This is a genomic window from Halorubrum sp. SP3 (assembly GCF_005435195.1).
GTDB classification, from domain to species: domain Archaea; phylum Halobacteriota; class Halobacteria; order Halobacteriales; family Haloferacaceae; genus Halorubrum; species Halorubrum sodomense.
In genome coordinates, this window is the sequence record NZ_SGTU01000005.1 from 104,110 (window position 1) to 126,368 (window position 22,259).

Annotated in this window: 21 protein-coding genes; 14 read left to right on the forward strand and 7 right to left on the reverse strand. The window is 71.2% G+C overall.

The features are described 5' to 3' along the window. Window positions 1-118: 118 nt before the first annotated feature. Both EXE42_RS05635 and EXE42_RS05640 read right to left on the reverse strand, forming a co-directional pair. Window positions 119-862 (reverse strand): fumarylacetoacetate hydrolase family protein, encoded by a 744-nt coding sequence (locus EXE42_RS05635; protein ID WP_092922262.1) that lies wholly within the window; start codon window positions 860-862, stop codon window positions 119-121. Window positions 863-940: 78 nt separating this feature from the next. Next, on the reverse strand, window positions 941-2,026 hold the full coding sequence (locus tag EXE42_RS05640) for a zinc ribbon domain-containing protein (RefSeq protein WP_137706068.1): 1,086 nt from the start codon (window positions 2,024-2,026) through the stop codon (window positions 941-943). 105 nt (window positions 2,027-2,131) lie between these two features. Here EXE42_RS05640 and EXE42_RS05645 point away from each other — a divergent pair, with 105 nt between their 5' ends. After that, window positions 2,132-2,854 (forward strand): metal-dependent hydrolase, encoded by a 723-nt coding sequence (locus EXE42_RS05645; RefSeq protein ID WP_092922256.1) that lies wholly within the window; start codon window positions 2,132-2,134, stop codon window positions 2,852-2,854. 132 nt (window positions 2,855-2,986) lie between these two features. Beyond that, on the forward strand, window positions 2,987-3,385 hold the full coding sequence (locus tag EXE42_RS05650) for an OsmC family protein (protein ID WP_092922253.1): 399 nt from the start codon (window positions 2,987-2,989) through the stop codon (window positions 3,383-3,385). Window positions 3,386-3,464: 79 nt separating this feature from the next. Here the strand turns inward: EXE42_RS05650 and EXE42_RS05655 are convergent, their stop codons facing one another. Continuing rightward, window positions 3,465-6,131 (reverse strand): PAS domain S-box protein, encoded by a 2,667-nt coding sequence (locus EXE42_RS05655; RefSeq protein WP_137706069.1) that lies wholly within the window; start codon window positions 6,129-6,131, stop codon window positions 3,465-3,467. Window positions 6,132-6,177: 46 nt separating this feature from the next. After that, window positions 6,178-6,843, reverse strand: coding sequence for an O-methyltransferase (locus EXE42_RS05660; RefSeq protein WP_137706070.1), 666 nt, complete (start codon window positions 6,841-6,843; stop codon window positions 6,178-6,180). Window positions 6,844-6,962: 119 nt separating this feature from the next. On the opposite strand from EXE42_RS05660, the gene EXE42_RS05665 reads away from it, so the two are divergent. Continuing rightward, window positions 6,963-8,636: a methylmalonyl-CoA mutase gene (locus EXE42_RS05665; protein WP_137694421.1), complete on the forward strand. Its 1,674-nt coding sequence runs from the start codon at window positions 6,963-6,965 to the stop codon at window positions 8,634-8,636. Window positions 8,637-8,685: 49 nt separating this feature from the next. On the opposite strand, the gene EXE42_RS05670 is transcribed toward EXE42_RS05665, so the two are convergent. Next, complete coding sequence (locus EXE42_RS05670; protein WP_092922241.1) at window positions 8,686-9,489, reverse strand: formate/nitrite transporter family protein; 804 nt, start codon at window positions 9,487-9,489, stop codon at window positions 8,686-8,688. Between the two features lie 118 nt (window positions 9,490-9,607). Here EXE42_RS05670 and mce point away from each other — a divergent pair, with 118 nt between their 5' ends. Next, window positions 9,608-9,994, forward strand: a complete 387-nt coding sequence (gene mce, locus EXE42_RS05675) for a methylmalonyl-CoA epimerase (protein WP_092922238.1) — start codon at window positions 9,608-9,610, stop codon at window positions 9,992-9,994. 63 nt (window positions 9,995-10,057) lie between these two features. Here the strand turns inward: mce and EXE42_RS05680 are convergent, their stop codons facing one another. Then, window positions 10,058-12,208, reverse strand: a complete 2,151-nt coding sequence (locus EXE42_RS05680) for a S9 family peptidase (protein WP_137706071.1) — start codon at window positions 12,206-12,208, stop codon at window positions 10,058-10,060. A gap of 157 nt (window positions 12,209-12,365) precedes the next feature. Between EXE42_RS05680 and EXE42_RS05685 the strand changes: the two genes are divergently transcribed. The 9 genes from EXE42_RS05685 (at window position 12,366) to EXE42_RS05725 (ending at window position 20,224) form a co-directional block, all read left to right on the forward strand. Further along, window positions 12,366-13,040: a cyclase family protein gene (locus EXE42_RS05685; RefSeq protein ID WP_199240735.1), complete on the forward strand. Its 675-nt coding sequence runs from the start codon at window positions 12,366-12,368 to the stop codon at window positions 13,038-13,040. 119 nt (window positions 13,041-13,159) lie between these two features. Next, the gene (locus tag EXE42_RS05690; protein ID WP_092922229.1) at window positions 13,160-13,441 is read left to right on the forward strand and encodes a 50S ribosomal protein L44e; all 282 of its coding nucleotides are present in this window, start codon (window positions 13,160-13,162) and stop codon (window positions 13,439-13,441) included. A gap of 2 nt (window positions 13,442-13,443) precedes the next feature. Then, window positions 13,444-13,617, forward strand: a complete 174-nt coding sequence (locus tag EXE42_RS05695) for a 30S ribosomal protein S27e (RefSeq protein WP_004595868.1) — start codon at window positions 13,444-13,446, stop codon at window positions 13,615-13,617. A gap of 18 nt (window positions 13,618-13,635) precedes the next feature. Continuing rightward, window positions 13,636-14,436, forward strand: coding sequence for a translation initiation factor IF-2 subunit alpha (locus EXE42_RS05700; RefSeq protein ID WP_092922226.1), 801 nt, complete (start codon window positions 13,636-13,638; stop codon window positions 14,434-14,436). A 36-nt stretch (window positions 14,437-14,472) separates the two neighbouring features. Next, window positions 14,473-14,655, forward strand: a complete 183-nt coding sequence (locus tag EXE42_RS05705; protein WP_137694424.1) for an RNA-protein complex protein Nop10 — start codon at window positions 14,473-14,475, stop codon at window positions 14,653-14,655. Between the two features lie 97 nt (window positions 14,656-14,752). After that, a complete protein-coding gene (locus tag EXE42_RS05710) occupies window positions 14,753-15,505 on the forward strand; it encodes a proteasome assembly chaperone family protein (protein ID WP_092922220.1) in 753 nt (250 codons plus the stop codon). Window positions 15,506-15,623: 118 nt separating this feature from the next. Continuing rightward, window positions 15,624-16,790 carry a thiolase domain-containing protein gene (locus EXE42_RS05715; RefSeq protein ID WP_092922217.1) on the forward strand — a complete coding sequence of 389 codons (1,167 nt, stop codon included), beginning with the start codon at window positions 15,624-15,626 and terminating at the stop codon, window positions 16,788-16,790. Continuing rightward, window positions 16,787-17,248, forward strand: coding sequence for a Zn-ribbon domain-containing OB-fold protein (locus EXE42_RS05720; protein WP_092922214.1), 462 nt, complete (start codon window positions 16,787-16,789; stop codon window positions 17,246-17,248). The genes EXE42_RS05715 and EXE42_RS05720 overlap by 4 nt, the downstream gene beginning before the upstream one ends. Before the next feature lie 129 nt (window positions 17,249-17,377). Beyond that, a complete protein-coding gene (locus tag EXE42_RS05725; RefSeq protein ID WP_137706073.1) occupies window positions 17,378-20,224 on the forward strand; it encodes a PAS domain S-box protein in 2,847 nt (948 codons plus the stop codon). A 33-nt stretch (window positions 20,225-20,257) separates the two neighbouring features. On the opposite strand, the gene EXE42_RS05730 is transcribed toward EXE42_RS05725, so the two are convergent. Beyond that, a complete protein-coding gene (locus EXE42_RS05730) occupies window positions 20,258-21,025 on the reverse strand; it encodes a VOC family protein (protein ID WP_092922208.1) in 768 nt (255 codons plus the stop codon). 178 nt (window positions 21,026-21,203) lie between these two features. On the opposite strand from EXE42_RS05730, the gene EXE42_RS05735 reads away from it, so the two are divergent. Continuing rightward, a complete protein-coding gene (locus tag EXE42_RS05735; RefSeq protein WP_137706074.1) occupies window positions 21,204-22,169 on the forward strand; it encodes a hypothetical protein in 966 nt (321 codons plus the stop codon). Window positions 22,170-22,259: the final 90 nt, after the last annotated feature.

Genomic DNA, 22,259 nt, shown 5'->3' on the forward strand with positions numbered 1-22,259 from the left:
GACGAACGAACAGGTCTCCATACCTCCGACTCTGGGGGCTGCCACATAAGCGTTCACCGGAAACGAGGTGTGGTACCGAGCCGCAACAACTGGGAGTCCTCCGAACGGCGAGCGGTGCTCAGGGGATCCGAACGTCGTGTTCGAGGGTGCCGACGCCCTCGATTTCGACCTCGACGGTGTCGCCGTCGGAGAGCGCGCCGACCCCCTCGGGCGTCCCCGTCGCGATGACGTCGCCCGGCTCGAGCGTGAGGTACGTCGTGATCTCCTCGATCAGCGTCGGCACGTCGAAGATCATGTGCTCGCGGTCGCTCGACTGCTTCGTCTCGCCGTTGACGCGGAGCTCGACGCCCGCGTCGTCCGGCACCTCGTCCGGCGTGGCGAGGACGGGGCCCAGCGGCGCGGCGCCGTCGAACGCCTTCCCGCGCACCCAGTTCTGCTCGCGGTTCTGGTCGTCGCGGTTCGACACGTCGTTCATACAGGTGAACCCGGCGACGACGTCCATCGCGTCGGCGGCGTCGACCGCCTTACACTGCTCGCCGATCACGACCGCGAACTCCGCCTCCCAGTCGATCCGCTCTTTGCCGGCGGGGACGGTCACGGTGTCGCCGTGGCTCGCCACCGCGTTCGGCGGCTTCAGGAAGAGCAGCGGGCGGTCCGGCACGTCGTTGCCGAGTTCGGCGGCGTGGTCGGCGTAGTTGCGCCCGATACAGACGATCTTGGAGGGGTCGGTCGGGGCGAGCACGTCGACGTCGGGGTCGGAAAACGCGTACTCGTCGCCGCCGAAGGCGACGGTGTCCGTCGCCGGGTCGTACTCTCCCTCGCGGATCGATCCGGCCGGGTCGCGGAACCGTGCGCGGTACATACGCGAGCGAACGGGCGGCCGCCCGAAAAGCGTTCCCGGAGAGGCAAGCGACGACCGCGACGGGTGGATCCCGCCGAGTCACTCCGCCGAGCCGGTCGTCTCCGCGGCTTTCTCGTCGTCCGGGGTGTCGCCCTCCGCGACGTCGAAGTCGCTCAGGCGTCCGTCACCGATCGCGAGGTCGTCGAGCGGCGGTGCCCCGCCGTCCCCGCCGAACACCTCCGACCGCGCGCAGTCGACGCAGTAGTGGTTGTGGCGGATCGAGTGGGTGCGAACCGGAACGCCCGCGGCGACCGTCTCGTCGCGGCGCCGCCTGACGAGGCCGCGCTCGAACGCCTCGCCGCAGACGACGCAGGGCTCGTCGACGGACTCGGGCGGCCGGACGATCCGGTGGTCGACCGTCTTCTGCCGGCCGAACGCCGTGATTCCGTGGCGACGGTCGAGGCGCCGGCGGACCGGCGGGGCGACGCCGAGGCCGAGACCGGCGAACGCGAGTCCGACCAGCGCGGCGGGCGGGGAACCGCTCGTCGCGGCGAAGTAGCCGATCAGGCCGCCGATAAGCAACAGCAGCCCGGTCAGGACGTAGGCGGTAGCCGCCTCCGTCCGCCCCGCGTCCTCGACGCTCGACGGGGCGAGCGCCGGCGCCTCGTCGCCGCGGACGAGCCGGCGCCGCTCCGCCAGCTTCGAGTAGTGCCACCAGCCGTACAGCACGTTCCCGATACCGCTAGTGAAGATGAACAGCAGGACGTGGACGCCGACGGAGCCGATACCGCGGTCGACGAGGACGACGCGGTCGCCGTCGTCCCGCTCGACATCCCACCCGGCGTCGAGGTGGTCCTGAACCCGACGGCGGAAGGCGCGCTCGCTCTCGACCGGGGTCGACGCCGAGCGCGACGTGGACGAGTCCGGCCCGTCCGACTCCTCGGGCGTGCGGCCCGTCGGCTCGGACGCGAGGCGTTCACCGCCCGACCGCGACGCGCCGCAGTTCGAACAGAACCGGTCGCCGTCGTCGAACGCCTCGCCGCACGCGGAACAGTACGCGGGGTCGTCCGGGTCGCCGAGGTCGGCACCGCAGTCGGGGCAGAAACTCGCCCCGGCCGGCACCGCCTCGCCGCAGGCGGGGCAGGCGGCCGGCGGGTCGCCTGGGTCGCTGGTCTCGGAGGGCATCTGATCGGCGTTCGCGTTCGTCCATGTTAATTGCTTTCGCCGGCGGGCGACGAGTTCCGCGGCGTCGAGTTTTATTACGCCGCGCCGAGATGTACCGAACGTACCATGGAACTCACCTGGCACGGCCACTCCACGTGGCACGTCGTCGTCGAGGACACGGAGCTGCTCATCGACCCGTTCTTCGACAACCCGAAGACCGACGTCGACCCCGCGGACATCGACCCCGATTACCTCCTCCTGACTCACGGGCACGCGGACCATATCTCGGACGCGGCCGAGTTCGAGGACGCCACCGTGGTCGCGACCCCGGAGCTGACCGCGTACGTCCAGGAGAACTTCGGCCTCGAACACGCCCTCCCGGCCGGCGGGATGAACATCGGCGGCACCGTCGAGTGCGGCGACGCGTGGGTGACGATGGTCCGCGCGGACCACTCGAACGGGATCGAGAACGACCCCGACTACTCGGCCGGCATGCCGACCGGGTTCGTGATCGGCGACAAGAAGCCGACCCAGGAGTCCGACCCGGACTGTACCACGTTCTATCACGCCGGCGACACCGGACTCATGTCCGAGATGGTCGACGTGATCGCGCCGTACCTCGAACCGGACGCGGCCGCTCTGCCCGCCGGCGACCACTTCACGATGGGGCCCGCGGGCGCCGGCATCGCTGCCGACTGGGTAGGCGCCGACGTCGTCTTCCCGATGCACTACGACTCGTTCGGGCCGATCGAGATCGAGACCCGCGAGTTCGTCAACGAGGTGAAGGCCGCGGGCGCCGCCGCCGAACCCGTCGTGCTCGACGGCGACGAGACGTACACGCTGGACTGACGGGCCCGGCGTCGACGGTCCGACTCGGCGGTTCTCCGACTTTCGTCCGACGATGTCGACCGCTCTCCTCGCCGGCAGCGACGCCCCGTGTCGGCAGCCTTTAGCGGCGGGGGGACTGATCGACACTCGACTATGGCAGACATCGAGACGTCCACGGTTTCCGAAGCGGGGTACGCCAGTACCAGTCAGGTCGGCGAGTTCGACCTCCGGATCGACGCGACGGACGAGACGGGGCCGAACCCGAACGCGGCGCTCGTCGCGACGTACGCTTCCTGTTATCTCCCCGCGCTCCGCGTCGGCGGAAGCCAGCGCGGCGAGGAGGAACTCGGGAAGGTCCAGATCGACGCGAGCGCCGAACTCGACGAGGACGACGACCTCGAATCGATCGCGTTCGACGTCCACGTCGAGGCCGACCTCGACGACGAGACCGCCGCCGACATCGCCGAGCGCGCCGAGGGCATCTGTCACGTCCACAGCGCGCTCCGCGAGGGGCTCCACGCCGACGTGAGCGTCTACCCCGGCGCGTTCTGAGTCGGTCCTCACCCTCTCCGGTACTTCGCTTTTCGCGCTCGTTCGTCGCCGCACACGGTCGTATCCGCGCTCCGGCCGGTCAGTCCTGCGACCCCGCCTCCTCCGCGGACCGGCCGGACGCGTCGGCCGGCGGCTCCGTCTCCTCGGCGCCCGGCGGCTCCGTCTCCTCGGCGCTCGATTCAGGCCGGTCGACTCCGGTGAATTCGAACCGGGCGCCGCCGCGTTCGCCCGCCGTGACCTCGACCGCCCAGCCGTGCGCCTCGACGATGCGCTGGACGATGGCGAGCCCGAAGCCGGTGCCCGTCTCGGAGGTGGTGTAGCCGCTCTCGAACACCGTGTCCCGTTCGTCCGGGTCGATCCCGGGCCCGTCGTCCGCGACGTAGAAGCCGTCGGAGAGGTCGCCGACGACGACGCGCTCGCCGCCGTGTTCGGCGGCGTTCCGGAACAAGTTCCCGAAGAGCTGCCGGACCCGGCCGGGGTCGGCGCAGATCTCGCCGTCGGCCTCCACCGCGACCTCGATCGGCGCGGTCTCCGCTCCGCCGCCGCCCGCGTCGCCGCCGAACGGGTCCTCGCCGTCGGTCGATCCGAACGCGTCGTCGCCGTAGCGGGCGGCCAGTTCGCCGAGGTGGACGCGCTCGAACGAGCCGACCGCTTCGCCCTGCCTGGCGAGCGCGAGCACGTCCTCGATGAGCCCCTCCATCTCGTCGAGCGCGCGCTCGCAGCGGTCGAAGTAGGAGTCGGTCCCCGTCTCACGGGCGAGCCGGAGGTACCCAGAGAGGACGTTGAGGGGGTTCCGGAGGTCGTGGGAGACGATCGAGGCGAACTCGTCGAGCCGCTCGTTCTCCCGCTCGATGCGGCGCTCGTACGCCCTGCGCTCGGAGATGTCGCGGCTGCTCGCCAGGAACCGGTCCTCGCCCTGGACGTCGATGCGCCGCACGTGGACCTCGGCCGGGAACGTCGAGCCGTCGGCGCGGGCGAACGTCGTCTCCAGCCGGACCGTCTCGTCCATTTCCAGGTCCTCCCAGAGCCGCACGCCCTCCTCCGGCTCGAGCTCGGCGTCGACCTCCCAGACGTCCATCCCGACGAGCTCCTCGCGGTCGTAGCTGAGCGCCTCCGTCATCGCCCGGTTGGCGTCGACGATCTCCCCGGACTCGTCGTGGATGTCGATCATGTCCGGCGAGCGCTCGAACAGCGCCTCCAGCCGGGCCGTGGTGCGTTCGAGCCGCCGCTGCCGCCGGCGCTCGTCCGTCACGTCGCGGGAGATGCCGACCACGCCGTCGAACTCCCCGTCGATGACGAGCCGGGTCAGCCCGTAGTCGACGATCGCCCCGGACTGCCTCGGCAGGTCGACCTCGACCGTCCCGGTCATCGACTTGCGGTCGCCGTCGACGAGCGCGTCGTACCGGTCGCCGTCGCCCGCGGCTCGAATGCGGTCGACGAGCCGGCTCTCGCGGCCGACGAGCGCCTCCGGATCGGCCTCGAGCACGTCACCGGTGTGGTCGTTCGCGAGCGCGATGCGGCCGTCGGCGTCGTAGATACACACGGACTCCGGCAGTTCGTCGACGATGCGACGGTACCGCTCGAGGTCGCGCTGGCGGGCCTTCTCCTCGGTGACGTCGATGTGGATGCCGACGGCCCGGAGCGGCTCGCCGTCGTCCGTCCGCTCGACGACCCGACCCCGGTCCCGGATCCACTTCCAGTCGCCCGACTTCGTCCGCATCCGGAAGTCGCACTGATAGAGGTCCGTCTCGCCGGCGAAGTGGGCCTCGATGGCGTCCCAGGCGTCGCCGATGTCGTCGGGGTGGACGCGGTCCTCCCACGTCGACAGGTCGAAGTCGATCTCGTCGGTGTCGTGGCCGAGCATCGCGGCCCACCGGTCGTCGAACCGCACCTCGTCGGTCCGTACGTTCCAGTCCCAGACGCCGACGTCGGCCCCCTCGACGGCCAGCTGAAGCCGCTCGGAGAGCTCCCGGAGCTCCCGTTCGCGCTCCCGGCGCTCCGTCACGTCGCGGAAGTACAGCGCCAGGCCGCCGGCGGTCGGGTACGCGTTCACGACGAGGTCGGCGCCGAGGCGGTCGACGTGGTGTTCCAGCCGGCTCGCCTCACCGGTCTCGGCGACCTCGCGGAGCGCCGCCTCGGCCTCGGTGCCGACGACCTCCGGGAACAGCTCCCAGATCCGCTCGCCGAGCACCGTCTCCGCGTCGCGCTCCAGGAACCTCGCCGCCCGCTCGTTGAGGTAGGTCAGCCGCCACTCCGAGTCGACCTGACAGAACGCGTCGGTGGTGCGCTCCAGGTGCGCGGCCAGGCGGCGGTCGCCGCGCGCCTGCGAGACCACGCCCTCGACCGCGCTCGCGAGCTGCGCGTACGGGTCCGCGGGCTCGTCCCGCCGGACGTACTCGTCGACGCCGGCGGAGATCGCCTCGCTGGCGACCGCCTCCGACCCGGACCCGGTGAACAGCACGAACGGCACGTCGCCGTGTCGGTCGCGGACGGTCTCCAGCAGCCCGACGCCGTCGGCCTCGGCCAGTTCGTAGCCGGACACCACGCAGTCGAACGAGGCCGACGACAGCGCGTCCAGCGCCGCCTCGGCGCCCTCGACCGCCACCACCTCGGTCCGGTCGTCGCGCGCCTCGAGGCGCGAGGCCGCCGCGTCGGCGAACCCCGACTCGTCGTCGACGGCGAGGACGCGCACGAGCGACGCCGCTCGCGGTCCCTCGCCGTCGTCGGTTCCGTCCGGTCCCTCCATCCGAGTTGATGTTTTCAATTCGACATGATAACCGTTTCGTTCGGTTTCACCGGACGACCGTCGAAACGGCGATCCCGGAGCCGACCGGGAGGACCGCGGTCTCCACCGCGTCGTCCGAGCGGACGGTGCCGAGGTACTCGCCGATGCCGCGGGTCTCGGCGTCCACGGCCGCGTCCGGGAGCGGCTCGCCCGCCTCGAAGTGCGCGACGAGGGCCTCGAAGTCGATGGGGCCGCGGGTGACGTTGTCGGCGACGATCACGCCCCCGGTCCGGACCTTCGGGAGGACCGCCCGGTAGGCGTCGGCGTACCGCCCCTTCTGGTGGTCGATCAGGACCACGTCGAAGGGGCCCTCGTAGCGGTCTATCGTCTCCATCGCGTCGCCGACCTCGAAGGTGACGCGGTCCGCGTAGCCGTAATCGGCGGCGAACGCCACGCCCCGCTCGGCCTCGTCGGCGTCGAACTCGGTGCAGATCACGCGCTCGGCCCCGCCGCGGAGGAACCACGTGGCGGAGTAGCCGAACCCGGACCCGAACTCGAAGACGCGCTCCGCGTCCGTCAGCCGCGCGAGCAGGCGGAGGACCGCCCCCGCCTCGGGGCCGATGATCGGGAATCCCCACTCGGCGGCGAGGTCGGCCATCTCCGACTGGATCCGGGTGTGCTCCGGCGCCGTCGCGGTCAGAAACCGGCGCGCGGGATCTGTGAGCACGTCCATGCCCGCGCCTCGGACGCGCGACACTTAAATCGGGTCGGCGGGGAAGCGGCGCGGTGACCCGCGGTCGACCGGGTCCGCCCTGAAAAGCGTTAAGTCCCGTTCGGTCGACCGATTCAGTAATGTACGACCCTGAGGAACTCGCCGCGATCCGGGAGGCCAAGGAGTCGTGGGAGGACGGAACCTATGGCGAGACGGTCGACCGGTTCGGGGAGCGCGAGGAGACGTTCACCACCGACACCGGCGGGCAGGAGGTCGACCCCCTCTACACCCCCGCCGACGTGGAGACCGACTACCGCGAGGACCTCGGCTACCCCGGCGAGGAGCCGTACACCCGCGGCGTCTACTCGACGATGCACCGCGGGCGCCTGTGGACGATGCGCCAGTACGCCGGAATGGGCACCGCCGCGGAGACCAACGAGCGCTTCCAGTACCTCATCGACGAGGGCTCGTCGGGCCTCTCGATGGCGTTCGACCTCCCGACGCAGATGGGATACGACTCCGACGCCGCGATGGCCGAGGGCGAGGTCGGCCGCTCGGGCGTCGCCATCGACACGCTCGACGACTTCGAGACCGTCTTCGACGGCATCCCGCTCGACGAGGTGTCCACGTCGATGACGATCAACGCGCCCGCCGCCGTCCTCCTCGCGATGTACGTCGCGATGGGCGACGAGCAGGGGGTCCCGCGGGAGCAGCTCCGCGGGACGATCCAGAACGACATCATGAAGGAGTACATCGCGCGGAACCTCTACATCTATCCGCCGAAGCAGTCGATGCGGCTGATCACGGACATCTTCGAGTTCTGCGCGGCCGAGACGCCGAACTTCAACACCATCTCCATCTCGGGGTACCACATCCGCGAGGCGGGCTCGACCGCGGCCCAGGAGATCGCCTTCACCCTCGGTGACGGCATCGAGTACGTCGAGGCGGCCCTCGACGCCGGGCTCGACGTCGACGAGTTCGCCCCCCAGCTCTCCTTCTTCTTCAACGCCCACAACAACATCTTCGAGGAGGCCGCGAAGTTCCGCGCCGCCCGCCGGATGTGGGCCCAGATCATGGAGGAGCGGTTCGGCGCCGAGAACCCCAAGTCGAAACAGCTCAAGTTCCACACCCAGACCGGCGGCTCGACGCTCACCGCCCAGCAGATCGAGAACAACGTCGTCCGCGTCTCCTATCAGGCGCTCGCGGCCGTCCTCGGCGGGACCCAGAGCCTCCACACGAACGGGAAAGACGAGGCGCTCGCGCTCCCGACCGAGAAGTCCGTCCGCACCGCGCTCCGCACCCAGCAGATCCTCGCTCACGAGTCGGGCGCGGCCGACACGATCGACCCGCTCGCGGGGTCGTACTACGTCGAGAGCCTCACCGACGGGATCGAGGAGGACGCCTTCGAGATCATCGAGGAGGTGGACCGCCGCGGCGGGATGCTGGAGGCCGTCGAGAGCGGCTGGGTCCAGCGGCAGATCCAGGATGTCGCCTTCGAGCGCCAGCGGGAGATCGAGGCGGGCGAGCGGATCATCGTCGGCGTCAACGAGTTCGAGGTGGACGAGGAGCCGGAGATGGACCTCGAAGAGGTCGACCCCGACCAGGAGCAGAACCAGCGCGACCGGCTGAACGAGGTGAAAGCCGACCGCGACGGCGACGCGGTCGACGACGCGCTCGCCGGCCTCCGCGAGGCGGCGCAGGGGACCGAGAACGTGATGCCACACGTCGTCGACGCGGTGAAGTCGTACGCGACGGTTCAGGAGATCTCCGACGTACTCCGCGACGAGTTCGGGGAGTACAAGCCGGGGCGGTGAATCCGGGAGGGGATCGGCTCGCGGGGCGAACTCGTCCCGCGGAGCGCGCTCACTCCGCGCCGCGGACGACGTGGCCGTACTTCAGCAGCGCGACGAACACCGCGCCGCCGAAGGCGTTACCGATCGTCGACAACACGAGGAACCCGACGTAGTCGACGACCGTGATCGCGGGCGAGGAGAACAGCCCGAACAGCACCTCGACGTTGCCCGCGATCGAGTGCGGGAGGTGGAGGAGCCCGATCGTTCCGGTGACGATCAACACGAGGAGGATCCGGGATGTCGTGTCCTTCGCCGCGGTCACGAGCCACGCCAGCAGCCCCATCAGCCACCCGGCGAACACGCCGCCGACGAACAGCCACGGGAGGCTGTGGTCGACGAGCTTCAGGGCGATCGTCTCGAACGACTGAGGGTCGACGACGCTGAGCTCCGGCAGCAACAGCGTCACGAGCAGCGTGAACAGGAGGCCGCCGACCAGGTTCCCGACGTACACCAGGCCCCAGAGCCGGCCCAACTGTCGGGCCGAGGCCTGCCGGTCGAGCACCGGTATCACGGCCAGCGTCGTGTGCTCCGTGAACAGCTCCGAGCGGCCCAAGATGACGAACATGAAGCCGATGGAGTAGACGCTCGCCAGCAGCAGTTCGGTCGTGAGGTCGCCGAACGTCCCCGGCGAGAGGGTCAACACGACCGCCATCATCAGCGGGCCGAAGCCGATGTCGAGCCCCGCCGACACCCCCGAGAGGAGGAGTCCGGACCGCTCTCGGTTCATCTCGTGGAGGCCGCTATCGAGCAGCGATCCGAGGATGTTCCGCGACGTCATCTGCTCCGTCGAAGCGTCGGACTGTGAGTCGCTCACTAATGGGGGCCTACGATCGGTACTCCCGGATCGCACCCAAGCCTTTGGATCCCGGCGAGGCGAGTGGTGTTCCACTTCGCTCGCTCATTATAAGTCGCGGGCGCCCGATCCGGTTCGTATGCGCTTCGATCACGTCGGCGTCGCGACCCGCGACGCCACCGCCCTCGCCGACCTGTTCGGCGGCCTGCTCGACGCTCCGGTCGCCCACGAGGAGACGTTCGACGGGATGCGGATCGTCTTCCTCGAACTCGACGGCGGCGGCTACTTCGAACTGCTCGAACCGGACGCCGGCGGGACGATCGCGGACTACCTCGACCGGGAGGGCCCCGGCGTCCACCACGTCGCGCTCGCGGTCGACGACCTCCCGGCCGCGCTCGACGAGGCGCGCGACCTCGGCATCGACCTCGTCGACGAGGAGCCGCGCCCCGGCGCGTGGGGCCACGAGGTCGCGTTCTGCCATCCGCGCTCGACGGGCGGCGTGCTCGTGGAGTTCGTCGAGCGCTGAGGCGGGGTCGCGCCGACCGCGACCGTCACCGTCCGACCGCGACCGTCACCGACCGGTCGTGGCTCAGTCCGCGGACTCGGCCTCGACCGCCGGGTCGTGCGTCTCGTACCAGTCGAGGATCTTCGCTAACCGGTGGATCGCTCGGTCGGGGTCGCCGATGTTGTGGTGCTCGTCCGGGTAGACGACCAGCTCGGCGTCGATTCCCCGCTTCCGGGCGGCGACGTACAGCTGCTCCGACTGCGAGGAGGGGCACCGCCAGTCCTCGCCGCCGGCCATCACCAGTAGCGGGGTCTCGATGTTCCCGGCGTCCAGCACCGCCGTCGACGCGTCGTACGCCTCGGGGTTCTCCCACGGGAGCCCGAACTCGGCCTCCAGCCAGACGTGGGTGTCGTCCGTGCCGAACGCCGAGCGGAGGTCGTAGATGCCGTGCTCGGGCGCCGCCGCGGTGAACAGGTCCGGCTCCTGCGTGACGAGGAATCCCTGCGCGATCCCCCCGTACGAGAACCCGTGGCCGAACACGCGGTCGGGGTCGACCCAGCCGCGGTCCGCGAGCGACCCGACGCCGGCCGCGATGTCGTCGACCTCGGCGGTCCCCCACTTCCCGGTCAGCTCGGCGGCGAACTCGCGGCCGCGGGAGGTACCGCCCCGGTAGTTCGGGCGGAAGACGAGGTACCCCCGGCTCGTCAGCGCGGCGTGACCGAAGCTGAACACCGGCTCGTCGTACGACATCGGGCCGCCGTGGATCGCCACCACGAGCGGGTGGTCGCCGTCCTCTGGGTCGACGTCGGGGTCGTGGTAGAGCACGCCGTCGAGCGTCCAGCCGTCGGACTCCCACTCGACGCGGCGGGCCTCCGGCATCGCGAACTCGTCGACGAGCGACTCGTTGACCTCGGTGAGCCGCCGGAACGACTCCGGTCCGCCGGCGGCGTCGAGGTCGTCGACGTCGACCGCGTACAGGTCGGTTCCGGCCTCCGGCTCCGAGAGGACCGTCACGGCCGTCGACCCGTCGTCGGCGACGTCGAACCCGGCCAACGCCCGGTCGCGGCCCTGCGCCTCGAAGACGCGCTCCGCGGTGCCGTCGGTCTCGACGCGGACCAGCCGCGTGTGACTCTCGTCGGCGATCCGGGTGTAGATCGCGCCGTCGACCCACTCGATCCCGCCGCCGCGGGCGACCGTCCGGTCGAGGCCGCCGGTGAGCGAAACCGGGTCGTTGCGGGCGTCCGCGTCCGTCGCGGCGTCGACGAGGTACACCTCCGCCGGCGCCGGCGGGTCGTCGGGGTCGCTTGCGACCGTCGCGATCCCGTCGCCGTCCGGACGCCACGCCGGCGCGCCGTGGGTGAGGTCCCCGCCCGTGAGCCGCTCCGCGTCGCCGCCCTCGGGCGACACCGCGTAGAGGTCGCGGACGGTGGTGTCGTCGGGGCGGTCCAGTCGACAGGACGTGAACGCGATTCGCCCGTCCGGACCCCACGCGGGGTCCATGCCGGCGAGGTCCTCGAAGGCCCCGCCGCCGTACGCGTCGTCGAGCCGACGGGGGTCGCTCTCGGGGTCGTCGGGGTCGACGACGAACAGGTACCGCGTCACGTCGTCGGTCCAGCCGGCGCCGTTCACCTTGTGTTGGAGCCGGGTCGTCTCGATCGGGCCCCCCTCCTCGCGCACCTGATCGAGGTACTCCGACTCCTCGTCCGTCGGGTCGCGCGACTCGATCACCAGCCGGTCCCCGTCGGGCGACCAGTCGAAGCCGGCGACGCCCTCGTCGCGCTCCGTCACTTGGCGCGCGTCGCCCCCGAGCGCGAGGTCGAAGATCCACACCTGCGGCTTCGGCTCCTCGTCGCCGTTTTCGAGGGGCTCGTCGTCCTCGGCGTCGTCGGCCTCGTCGTCCTCCGTCTCGTCAGCTTTCACCTCCGCGCCCTCCTCGTCCTCCTCGTCCCGGTCCCGCCAGCCGACCCGCCGCTCCGCGTCGCGCTCGCGGGCGGCCAGGAACGCGAGCCGGTCGCCGTCCGGCCCCCACGCCGGCGCGGAGGCGCCCGACGCGCTCGTCAGCCGGTGCGGCTCTCGCGAGCCGTCGGTCGGGGCGACGAACAGCGACGAGACCGCCTCGTCGGCGGCCTGATCGTACTCGGTCGCGGTGAAGGCGACGCGGTCGCCGGTCGGTGAGACGGCGACCTCGCCGACTTGCGTCAGATCGTAATACGCGTCCAGCGGCAGTTCCGACATGGACCGAAGCAGCGGCGGGCGGAGGAAATACGTTCGGGCCGCGGAACCTCGCGGGGCGGTGGGGGACGGTCCGGCGCGGACCGATTCGGTTCGCGGCCGCGGGCCGACCCGGAGCGCCGGCGACCGACTTAACCCCGCCGCGGTTCGACCGCCGGCCGTGTTCCGCGACTGCTCGCGACCGATCGAGACGGGTATGCCGACGTACCCGGGCGACCCCGACGTGTCGCTCGCGCCGGACGCGACCCACGAGGCCGATGGCTACGCCACGAGCGAACTCCGCACCGGAACCCACGCGGGAACGCACGTCGACGCGCCGCGGCACACGCTCCCCGAGGGGGAGGCGATCGACGAGCGCGGCGTCGGGAAGTTCGCGTTCGACGCGCGTCTCGTCGACCCCCGGCCGTTGACGCCGCGGGAGCCGATCGGGGCCGAGGCGTTGCCCGACCCCGACGCCATCGACCCCGACGTCGACCTCTTGGTCGTCCGGACCGGCTGGGCGGCGCACTGGGGGACCGACAGGTACCGCGACCACCCGTACCTGACCGCTGCGGCCGCCGAGCGCTGTCGGGCCGCGGGCGTCGGCGTCGGGCTTGACACGTTCGGGCCGGATCCGACGCCCGCCGCGGGTGGAGCGAATCCGGACCCGGATACTCCCGACGAGCCCGACGGCACCCCCGCCCACGACGCCCTCTTACGCGGCTCGCTCCCGATCGTCGAGAACCTGTGCGGACTCGACGGGCTCCCCGCGCGGTTCCGGCTGTACGCCTTCCCGCTCCGGCTCCGCGACGGGGACGGGTCGCCGGTCCGCGCGGTCGCGGAGTGGGAGGACTGACCTCGGGACTGCGGCCGGACATCCTCCGCGAGGGAGCAAGTCACGGGCCGGGTCGCGGGCGCCCGAGACCAAACCCGTTTTAAGCGTCGGAGACGAACCGCGACTCAAGGTCGATATCCATGGAAATGCCACGCCGCTTCAACACGTACTGTCCCCACTGTGACTCCCACCACGAGCACGAGGTGGAGAAGGTCCGATCGGGTCGCGCGACCGGAATGAAGCGCGACGCGCGGCAGCAGCGCCGCGCGCTCGCGACGATCGGCAACGCCGGCGGGTACTCGAAGGTCCCCGGTGGCGACAAGCCGACGAAGAAGACCCACCTGAAGTACCGCTGCGGCGACTGCGGAAAGGCCCACATGCGAGAGGGATGGCGCGCCGGCCGTCTCACGTTCCAGGAGTAAGCATGGCGGGAGACTTCCACCGCGTCGCCTGCGGCGACTGCGAGAACGAACAGGTCGTCTTCGGCAAGGCCTCCTCGACGGTGTCGTGTGCGGTCTGCGGCACGACCCTCGCGACCCCGACCGGCGGGGAGGCGGAGCTTCACGGCGAGATCGTCGAAACCGTTGAGGCGCGGTAACCGCCTCGCTTCCCCGATATGAAGTACAGCGGCTGGCCCGAACCCGGCGAGCTAGTGGTCGGCGAGGTGGACGAGATCGCCGACTTCGGCGTGTTCGTCGACTTAGAGGAGTACGAGGACAAGCGCGGCCTCTGTCACATCAGCGAGGTCGCGTCCGGCTGGATCAAAAACGTCCGCGACCACGTCCGCGAGGGGCAGACGGTCGTGGCGAAGGTGCTGGAGATCGACGAGTCGTCGAACCAGATCGACCTCTCGATCAAAGACGTCAACGAACACCAGCGCAAGGAGACGATTCAGGACTGGAAGAACGCCCAGAAGGCCGATAACTGGATGCTCATCGCGCTCGGCGAGGACGTCGACGACGACCGCTACGCGACGGTCGCGAACGCGCTCCTCGCGGAGTACGAGAGCCTCTACGACGCCTTCGAGGCGGCCGCGATCAGCGGGAACGAGGCGCTCGACGACGTCGACGTCGACGAGGAGGCCGCCGCGGCCATCGTCCAGGCGGCCCGGAACAACGTCTCCGTCCCGTACGTCGACGTGACCGGATACGTCGACCTCGAATCGGCCGCCCCCGACGGCGTCGACGACGTGCGCGACGCGCTCGCCGCCGCCGAGGGGAACGGCGAGATTCCGGACGGCGTCGAGCTCGACGTCGGCTACGTGGGCTCGCCGGAGTACCGGATCAAGGTCCGGGCACCCGACTACAAGCTGGCGGAGGCCCAGCTCGAGTCCGCCGCCGAGCGCGCCCGCGAATCCATCGAGGCCGCCGGCGGCGTGGGCGAGTTCCACCGCGAGCGGCGCGAAGACGACGAGTAACCCAGAGCGACCCGACGCCACGACGCCTTTTCACCCGTGAAATCAGATATCCGCGTCTGCGCGAACTGGGAGACCGCTCACGACCGCCCGGTGTACGCGCTCGGCGAGCGCTGTCCCGAATGTGACGGCCCGACCGAGAACAGCGCGCCGGCCCCGTTCGGCCCGGAGGACCCGTACGGCGAGTACCGCCGGCGCGCGCGGCGACGCGGCTCCGAGTAGTCGCCGGTGGACGCGGCGACGCGGGTCGGCGTCCCGACGCGACCGCGAGCCATCGGAATAGCCACGCTCTTGTGACCGCCGCTCGGACGGATACGGTATGGACGACATCGAGATAGACGCGGTCGCGACGCCGGAACTGGACGACCCGGTGTTGATCGAGGGGCTGCCGGGCGTCGGCCACGTGGGGAAGCTGGCGGCCGAACACCTGTTGGAGGAGTTCGACGGGGAGCTGGTCCGCCGGGTGTACGCCACGGAGTTCCCGCCGCAGGTGAGCGTCGACGACGGGGGCGTCGCGGCGCTGACCTGCGCCGAGTTCCACGCCGTCGAGACCGACGGCGCCGACCTGCTCGTGTTGACCGGCGACCACCAGGCCGGCTCGAACGCGGGTCACTACCGGCTCACCTCGACGTTCCTCGACATCGCCGAGGAGTTCGGCGCCGAGCGGGCGTTCGCGCTCGGGGGCGTCCCCACCGGCGAGCTCGTCGAGGAGTACACCGTCCTCGGCGCGGTCTCCGACGCCGATCTCGTCGACGACCTCGAAGACGCCGGCGTGGAGTTCCGCGCTGACGAGCCGGCCGGCGGCATCGTCGGCGTCTCCGGGCTCGTGCTCGGGCTCGGCGGCCGCCGCGGGGTCGAGGCCGCCTGCCTGATGGGCGAGACGAGCGGCTACCTCGTCGACCCGAAGAGCGCGCGCGCCGTGCTGGAGGTCTTAGAGACCGTCCTCGACATGTCCGTCGACTACGAGAGCCTGGAGGACCGCGCCGAGGAGATGGAGGAAGTCGTCGGCAAGATCCGCGAGATGCAGGAGGGGCCGGCGGTGCCGGACGACGACCTGCGGTACATCGGCTGAGTCGGGGCGCGTTCGAGCCGGCGGCCGCTTTTCCGTCCGGCGAACCGCGCTCGAAGGTCGCGCCTCGGAACCCCCGGTTCCGGCAGAGCTAAACCGCATCCCCGATCACCGTCCGTGTATGACGGACGTACGCGTCGCCGGGGTCGGGCTCACGCGCTTCGGGAGCCACCCGGAACGGACCGGCCGGGACCTGTTCGGCGAGGCCGCGCTCCGGGCGTTCGAGGACGCCGACGTCGACAGGGCCGACGTCGAGGAGCTGAACTACGGGAACTTCATGGGCGCGCTCGCCGAACACCAAGGCCATCAGGCGCCGCTGATGGCCGAGGCCGCCGGGGTCCGCTGCCCGGCGACGCGCTACGAGTCGGCGTGCGCGTCGGCCGGGGTGGCGGTCCGCGAGGCGGTCCGAACGGTCGCGGCGGGCGACGCCGACGTCGTCCTCGCGGGCGGGATGGAGCGCATGACGAACCTCCCGACCGACGAGGTGACGGAGGGGCTCGCCATCGCGGCCGACGACCTCTTCGAGGTGCGCTCGGGCGTCACGTTCCCCGGCGCCTACGCGCTGATGGCGAACGCTTACTTCGACGCGTACGGCGGGAGCCGCGAGGACCTCGCGCACGTCGCGTCGAAGAACCACGCCAACGCCGTCCCCAACGAGTACGCCCAGTACCGGAAGGAGGTGTCCGTCGCGGAGGCGATGGACGCCCCGCCGGTCGCGGAGCCGCTCCACCTCTACGACGCCTGCCCGATCACCGACGGCGCGAGCGCGATCGTGTTGGTCTCCGCGGAGTACGCGGAGCGTCACGACCTCGACGCGCCGGTCGCGGTGACGGGGACCGGGCAGGGGACCGACCGGATGGCGCTCGGCGACCGGGAGCGCCTCGCGCGGACGCCCGCGGCCGACGACGCGGCCGACGCGGCCTACGCCGACGCCGGCGTCGAGGCGACCGACGTCGACGTGGCGGAGGTCCACGACTGCTTCACCATCGCGGAGGTGCTGGCGCTGGAGTCGCTGGGGCTGTTCGAGCCGGGCGAGGGGATTTCGGCGGCCCGCGAGGGGATCACGACCGCCGACGGCGACCTCCCGGTGAACCTCTCCGGCGGCCTGAAGGCGAAGGGGCACCCGGTCGGCGCGACCGGCGGCTCGCAGATCGCGGAGCTGACCCGACTCCTCCGGGGGGACCACCCCAACAGCGAGCACGTTCCGAACGCCGAGGTCGGCGTCGCGCACAACGCCGGCGGCACGGTCGCCAGCGCGGTCGTCCACGTGCTGGAGGTGGCGGAATGAGCGACGGGGACGGGGCGGCCGGCGGCTCGCCGCCGACCGACCGCGACCACGCCGAGTGGCTCGACGCGCTGGCCGACGGCGACGGGTTCGCCCTGGTCTGCCCGAACGGGCACGGCTCGCTCCCCCCGCGACGGGTGTGTCCGGAGTGCGGGTCGACCGAACTCTCGCGGGAACCCCTCGCGGAGACGGGGACGGTGGCGACGTACAGCGTCGTCCACGTCCCCTCGCCGCGCTTCGCGGACGACGCGCCGTACGCGACCGCGGTGGCCGACTTCGGCCCGACGCGCCTGACGGGGATCGTCCGGGGCGAGGGCGACGGGGGCGGCGCGACCGACGGCGAGGACGCGGACGACGCCCCGCCCGAGGCGGCGATCGGGGACGCGGTGACGGTCGGCGTCGGCGAGCGCGTCACCGACGGCGAACGGCTCGTCGTCTTCCGCCCTGCGACCGACGAGTGAGACGGGGAGTCGACGGGCCGCGTCGACGAGGCGAAACGCGACGGAATCGGTCCCCCTCCCGGCGAAGTTCGGAGACAGAGCCTGTCAACGCCAAAACCGTTATATCCGGGTGTTCGGTATTCGGGACGTATGTCCGACCGCATTCCGGTCCTCCTCGTCGACGACGACCCGGACCTGCGCGCGGTCACCGCCTCCTTCCTCGAACGCGAGGAGGACCGGCTGGCGGTCGAGACCGCGGCCGACGCCGCAGCCGGGCTCGACGTCCTCGCGGACCGGGAGGTCGAGTGTATCGTGTCAGACTACGAGATGCCCGGGAAGGACGGCCTCGCGTTCCTCGAGTCGGTCCGCGAGCGCGACCCCGACCTCCCCTTCGTCCTCTTCACCGGACGCGGGAGCGAGGAGGTCGCGAGCGAGGCCATCTCTGCCGGCGTCACCGACTACCTCCAGAAGCGCGGCGGCACGGAGCGGTACGAGCGGCTGGCGAACCGGATCGTCGAGGCGGTCGAGAAGCGGCGGGCCGAGCGGGACGCCGAGCAGGCGGTCGAGCAGTTCCGCGCGGTCGCGGAGGGCGCGTCCGACGCGATCGTCACGATCGACACCGACGGCGTGATCCGGTTCGCGAACCCGGCCGTCGAGTCCGTGCTCGGGTACGAACCGTCGGAGTTGGAAGGGAAACCGCTGACGACGCTGATGCCCGAGCGACACCGCGACGACCACCGCGAGGCGATGGAGCGGTACCTCGACACCGGCGAGCGGGGCGTCGACTGGTCGAACGTTCGGTTCAACGCGCTCCGCCGCGACGGCGACGAGGTCCCCGTCTCCCTGTCGTACGGCGAGTTCGCCGTCGACGGGGAGCGGCAGTTCGTCGGGGTGATCCGCGACGAGACCGAGCGCGACCGACACCGGGCGTTCATCGAGCACGCCAGCGACGTGGTCGCGGTGCTGTCGAGGGACTGGCGGTTCCGGTACCTGAGCCCCTCCTGCGAGCGCGTGACCGGCCACGCCCCGTCGGAACTGCTCGGCGAACGGTCGCTCGACTACGTCCATCCCGATGACCGCGAGGCCGTCGAGTCGGCCTTCGCCAGCGTCGACCCCGGCGGAACGCCCCCGAGCGCCGAGTACCGGTTCCGGACGGCGGACGGCGGGTACCGATGGCTCGAATCGGTCGGTAGCGATCGGATCGAGGCCGACGGCGTCGAGGGGTACGTCGTCACCACGCGCGACGTCTCCGAACGGAAGGAGCGCGAGCGGACCCTCTCCCGGCTCCGGGAGTGGACGCGGGAGCTCAACTACACCCGGACCACGGAGGAGGCGGCCGAACTGGCGGTCGAGGCGGTCGACGACCTGATCGACGCGGGGCTCAGCGGGATCCACCTGCGAACGGCGGACGGGGACAGCCTCGAACCGGCCGCGCTCGGCCAGTCGGTCCCCGCGCTGTTCGAGACGCAGCCGTCCTACGACCGGGACGCGCCGGAGGGGAGCCGGGCGGCGCTGGCGTGGGAGGCCTTTCACGGCGAGGAGTCGGTCGTCGTCGACGAACTCTCGACGTACGAGCCGCTCGACGAGTCCTCGCCGGCGGAGAGTCTCGTGTTGCGCCCGATCGGCGACCACGGGCTGTTCGTCGTCTCCTCGCCGGAGCCGCGCGAGTTCACCGACACCGACGTCCTCGTGGCCGAGATCCTCTCCGGCCACCTCGAGGCGGCGCTCGACCGCATCGAACGGGAGCGCCGCGTCGAGCGGCTCCACGGGGCCACGCGGACGCTCGTCGGGGCGGAGTCCCGGGAGGAGATTGCCCGGCGGGCGGTCGAGGCGGCCACCGACGTGCTGGGGTTCTCGATCGTCACCGTCCGGATCCACGACGAGGCGGCCGGCGGGTTGGTTCCGATGGCCGTCTCGCCGCACGCGGAGGAGCTGCTGCCGGAGCGCGAGACGTTCACGCCCGACGGCGGGAGCCTGAACTGGGCGGTGTTCGAGTCCGGGGAACCGGAGATGTACGACGACATCCGGGAGACGGACGCGCTCGACGCCGACACGGCGCTCCGGAGCCTCCTGATCGTCCCGGTCGGCGACCACGGGACGATCGCGATCGGGGAGTCCGAGCCGGAGGTGTTCGACGGCGTCGACGAGTACCTCGCCGGTATCCTCGCGACAGCGGCCGAAACGGCGTTCCAGGCCGAGGCGCGCACCCGGCGGCTCGCCGAGCGGACCGCGGAGCTGGAGCGGCAGAACGACCGGTTGGAGGAGTTCGCTGGCGTGGTGTCGCACGACCTCAGGAACCCGCTCGAGGTCGCGCGCGGCCGGACGCAGCTCGCCCGCGAGGAGTGCGACAGCGACCACCTGGAGTCGGTCGAGCGCGCCCACAACCGGATGACCGCGCTGATCGACGACCTGCTCACGCTCGCCCGCGAGGGCGACCCCGTGACCGACGCCGAGCCGGTCGACCTCGGGGCGGTCGTCGACTCCTGCTGGCGGACCGTCGACACGAAGGCGGCGACGCTGCGCGCGGAGGCGAACGCGACGGTCGTCGCGGACGAGGGGCGGCTCAAACAGCTGTTAGAGAACCTGATCCGAAACAGCGTGGAACACGGCTCGACTGGCAGCCGGACGGAGTCCGGCGACAGCGTGGAACACGGTTCCACGAGCAGCGAGGGACGGAGTCCCTCGGGCAACCGGGCTCCGCCCGGTGACAGTCGGGCGGAGCCCGACGACAGCGTCGAGCACGGCGGCGAGTCGGTGACGGTCGCGGTCGGGACGCTCCCCGACGGCTTCTACGTCGAGGACGACGGGCCGGGGATCGACCCGGACCGCCGCGAGGCGGTGTTCGACGCCGGCCACTCGACGTCGCAGTCGGGGACCGGGTTCGGGTTACGGATCGTCGAGCAGGTGGCCGACGCGCACGGCTGGTCGGTGCGCGCGGTCGAGAGCGAGGCGGGCGGGGCGCGATTCGAGATCACCGGGGTCGACTTCGCGGAGTGACCCCGCGCGACGGGTCGCCGGTTCGAGCGGCGATCAGTCGCGGGTGACCAGTTCGACCTCGTGGCCGTCCTGGTCCTTCGTGAACGCGTAGTTGTGGTCGCAGGAGGCGGGGTCGCGGTAGTCGGGCGCCTCGCGGGTCAGCAGGTCGTCCCACGCGTCGTCGAGGTCGTCGACGCGGACCGCGACGTGGCCCCAGGCGTCGCCCATCGTGTACTCGCGGCCGTCGTAGTTGTAGGTGAGCTCGATCTTCATCGCCTCCTCCGGGGCGTCCTCTGGGGCCACGAAGTAGTTCGAGAAGCTGTCGGCCTCCCAGCGGCCGGGCACCTCGGTGTACTCGAACTTGCGGGTCCAGTAGCCGAGCGCCTCGTCGGCGTCCTCGACGCGGATCATCGTGTGGTCGATGCTCCACTTCGCGCCGTAGTCGCGCTTGACGATCTCGATCTCGTGGCCGTCGGGGTCCTTCACGAACGCGTAGCGGTTCCCGCAGGACTCGGGGTCGCGGTAGTCGTCGACGCCCTCGTCCATCAGCCGGTCGTACGACTCCTGAAGCGCGTCTTCAGGGACGCGGACCGCGATGTGCCCCCAGGCGTCGCCGATCTCGTAGCTGCGGCCGTCGTGGTTGTACGTGAGCTCCAAGAGGGCGCCGTCCTCGTGGACGTCCTCGGGGCCGAGGAAGACGTTGGTGAACGTGTCCGCCTCCCAGCGGCCCTTCTCCTCGTAGTTCAGGTGCGTCTGGTACCAGTCGAGGCTCTCCTCTAAGTCCTCGACGCGGATCATCACGTGGTCGAGCGTTCCGTCCATACGCGAGCGATCGGCCGCTCGGGTCAAAAGCGTACTGAAGCCCGAAGCCGGCCCGCGACGCCTCCGAGAGAAACTGATACCGCGACGATTCGAGTTTTATTAACACCTTACGGAGTGGATAGATACGTCTCGATCCCCCATACCTGACGTTCGCCGCCCACCGGCGGCGGACGTCTCCATGGCGAACGAACCGACGAAGCCGTCCGCGCCGGACGGCACGACGGCGCAGTATCGCTCGCAATCGACTCCCCCCGACTCGGGGGCCGTACGGCGGGTCGCCGCGTTCGCCGCGGGCGCCCCGTTCACCGCGCTCGTCGCGGCCGTCGAGGTGGCGGTCGTGACGGTTGCGCTCGGCGTCCCGCGGTCGGCCGCGCCGGTCGCGGTGGGACTGATCGCGTTCGCGGTGTACGCCGCGGACCACGTCGCCGACGCCGAGGGCGACGTGAGTTCGACCCCGTCTCGGGCGCGGATCGCGTTACGTTACGGCGATCAGCTGATGACCGCCGCCGCGGTGAGCTACGGGCTGGCGGTCGCGTTGGCGGTCGGCGCCGGTCCCGCGGCGCTCGCGCTCGCCCTCGTCCCCGGGGCGGTGTGGGTCGGGTACGCCACCGACTGGCTGGCGGCCGCCGGCGACCTCGCCGCACCGCTCGGGACCGTCTCCGTGCCGCGGCTGAAGGACGTCTTCCTCCTCAACTCCGCCGCGGTCGCGATCGCGTGGGCGGTCGCCGTCGTCGCCGCGCCGCTCGCGTTCACCGGGGTCACGCTCGAGGCGGTCGGTGCGCCGACGGTCGCGCTGCTTTTCGCGTACGTCGCCGTGCGATCGTTCGTCGACGTCGAGGTCCCGAACGTCAGGGACGTCGCGGCCGACGCGGCGCGGGGCACGGCGACGCTCCCGGTCGTGTACGGGACCGCCGGGACCCGCCGGATCCTGCTCGGCGTCGACGCGGTCGCCGCCGGACTGCTGGGGGCCGTGGCCGCGATCGACGCCGTCCCGCGTCCGGTCCTCGCCGCGCTCGCCGCGGGGCTGGCGGTCTCCGTGGCCGTCACCGCGCTGGCCGACCGGCTCGGCGGGGCGGCGCTCGGCGTCGCGCCCGACTGTAGCTACCTCGTCGCCGGCGCCGTCCTGCTCGCGATCGGCGGGTGAGGCGGCGAGGAACCCGACTCCGAGCGGCGCAGCGACCGATTTTTTCAATGAGATAACTCGACCCAATGAGTTATAAATCCAATCTGCGTA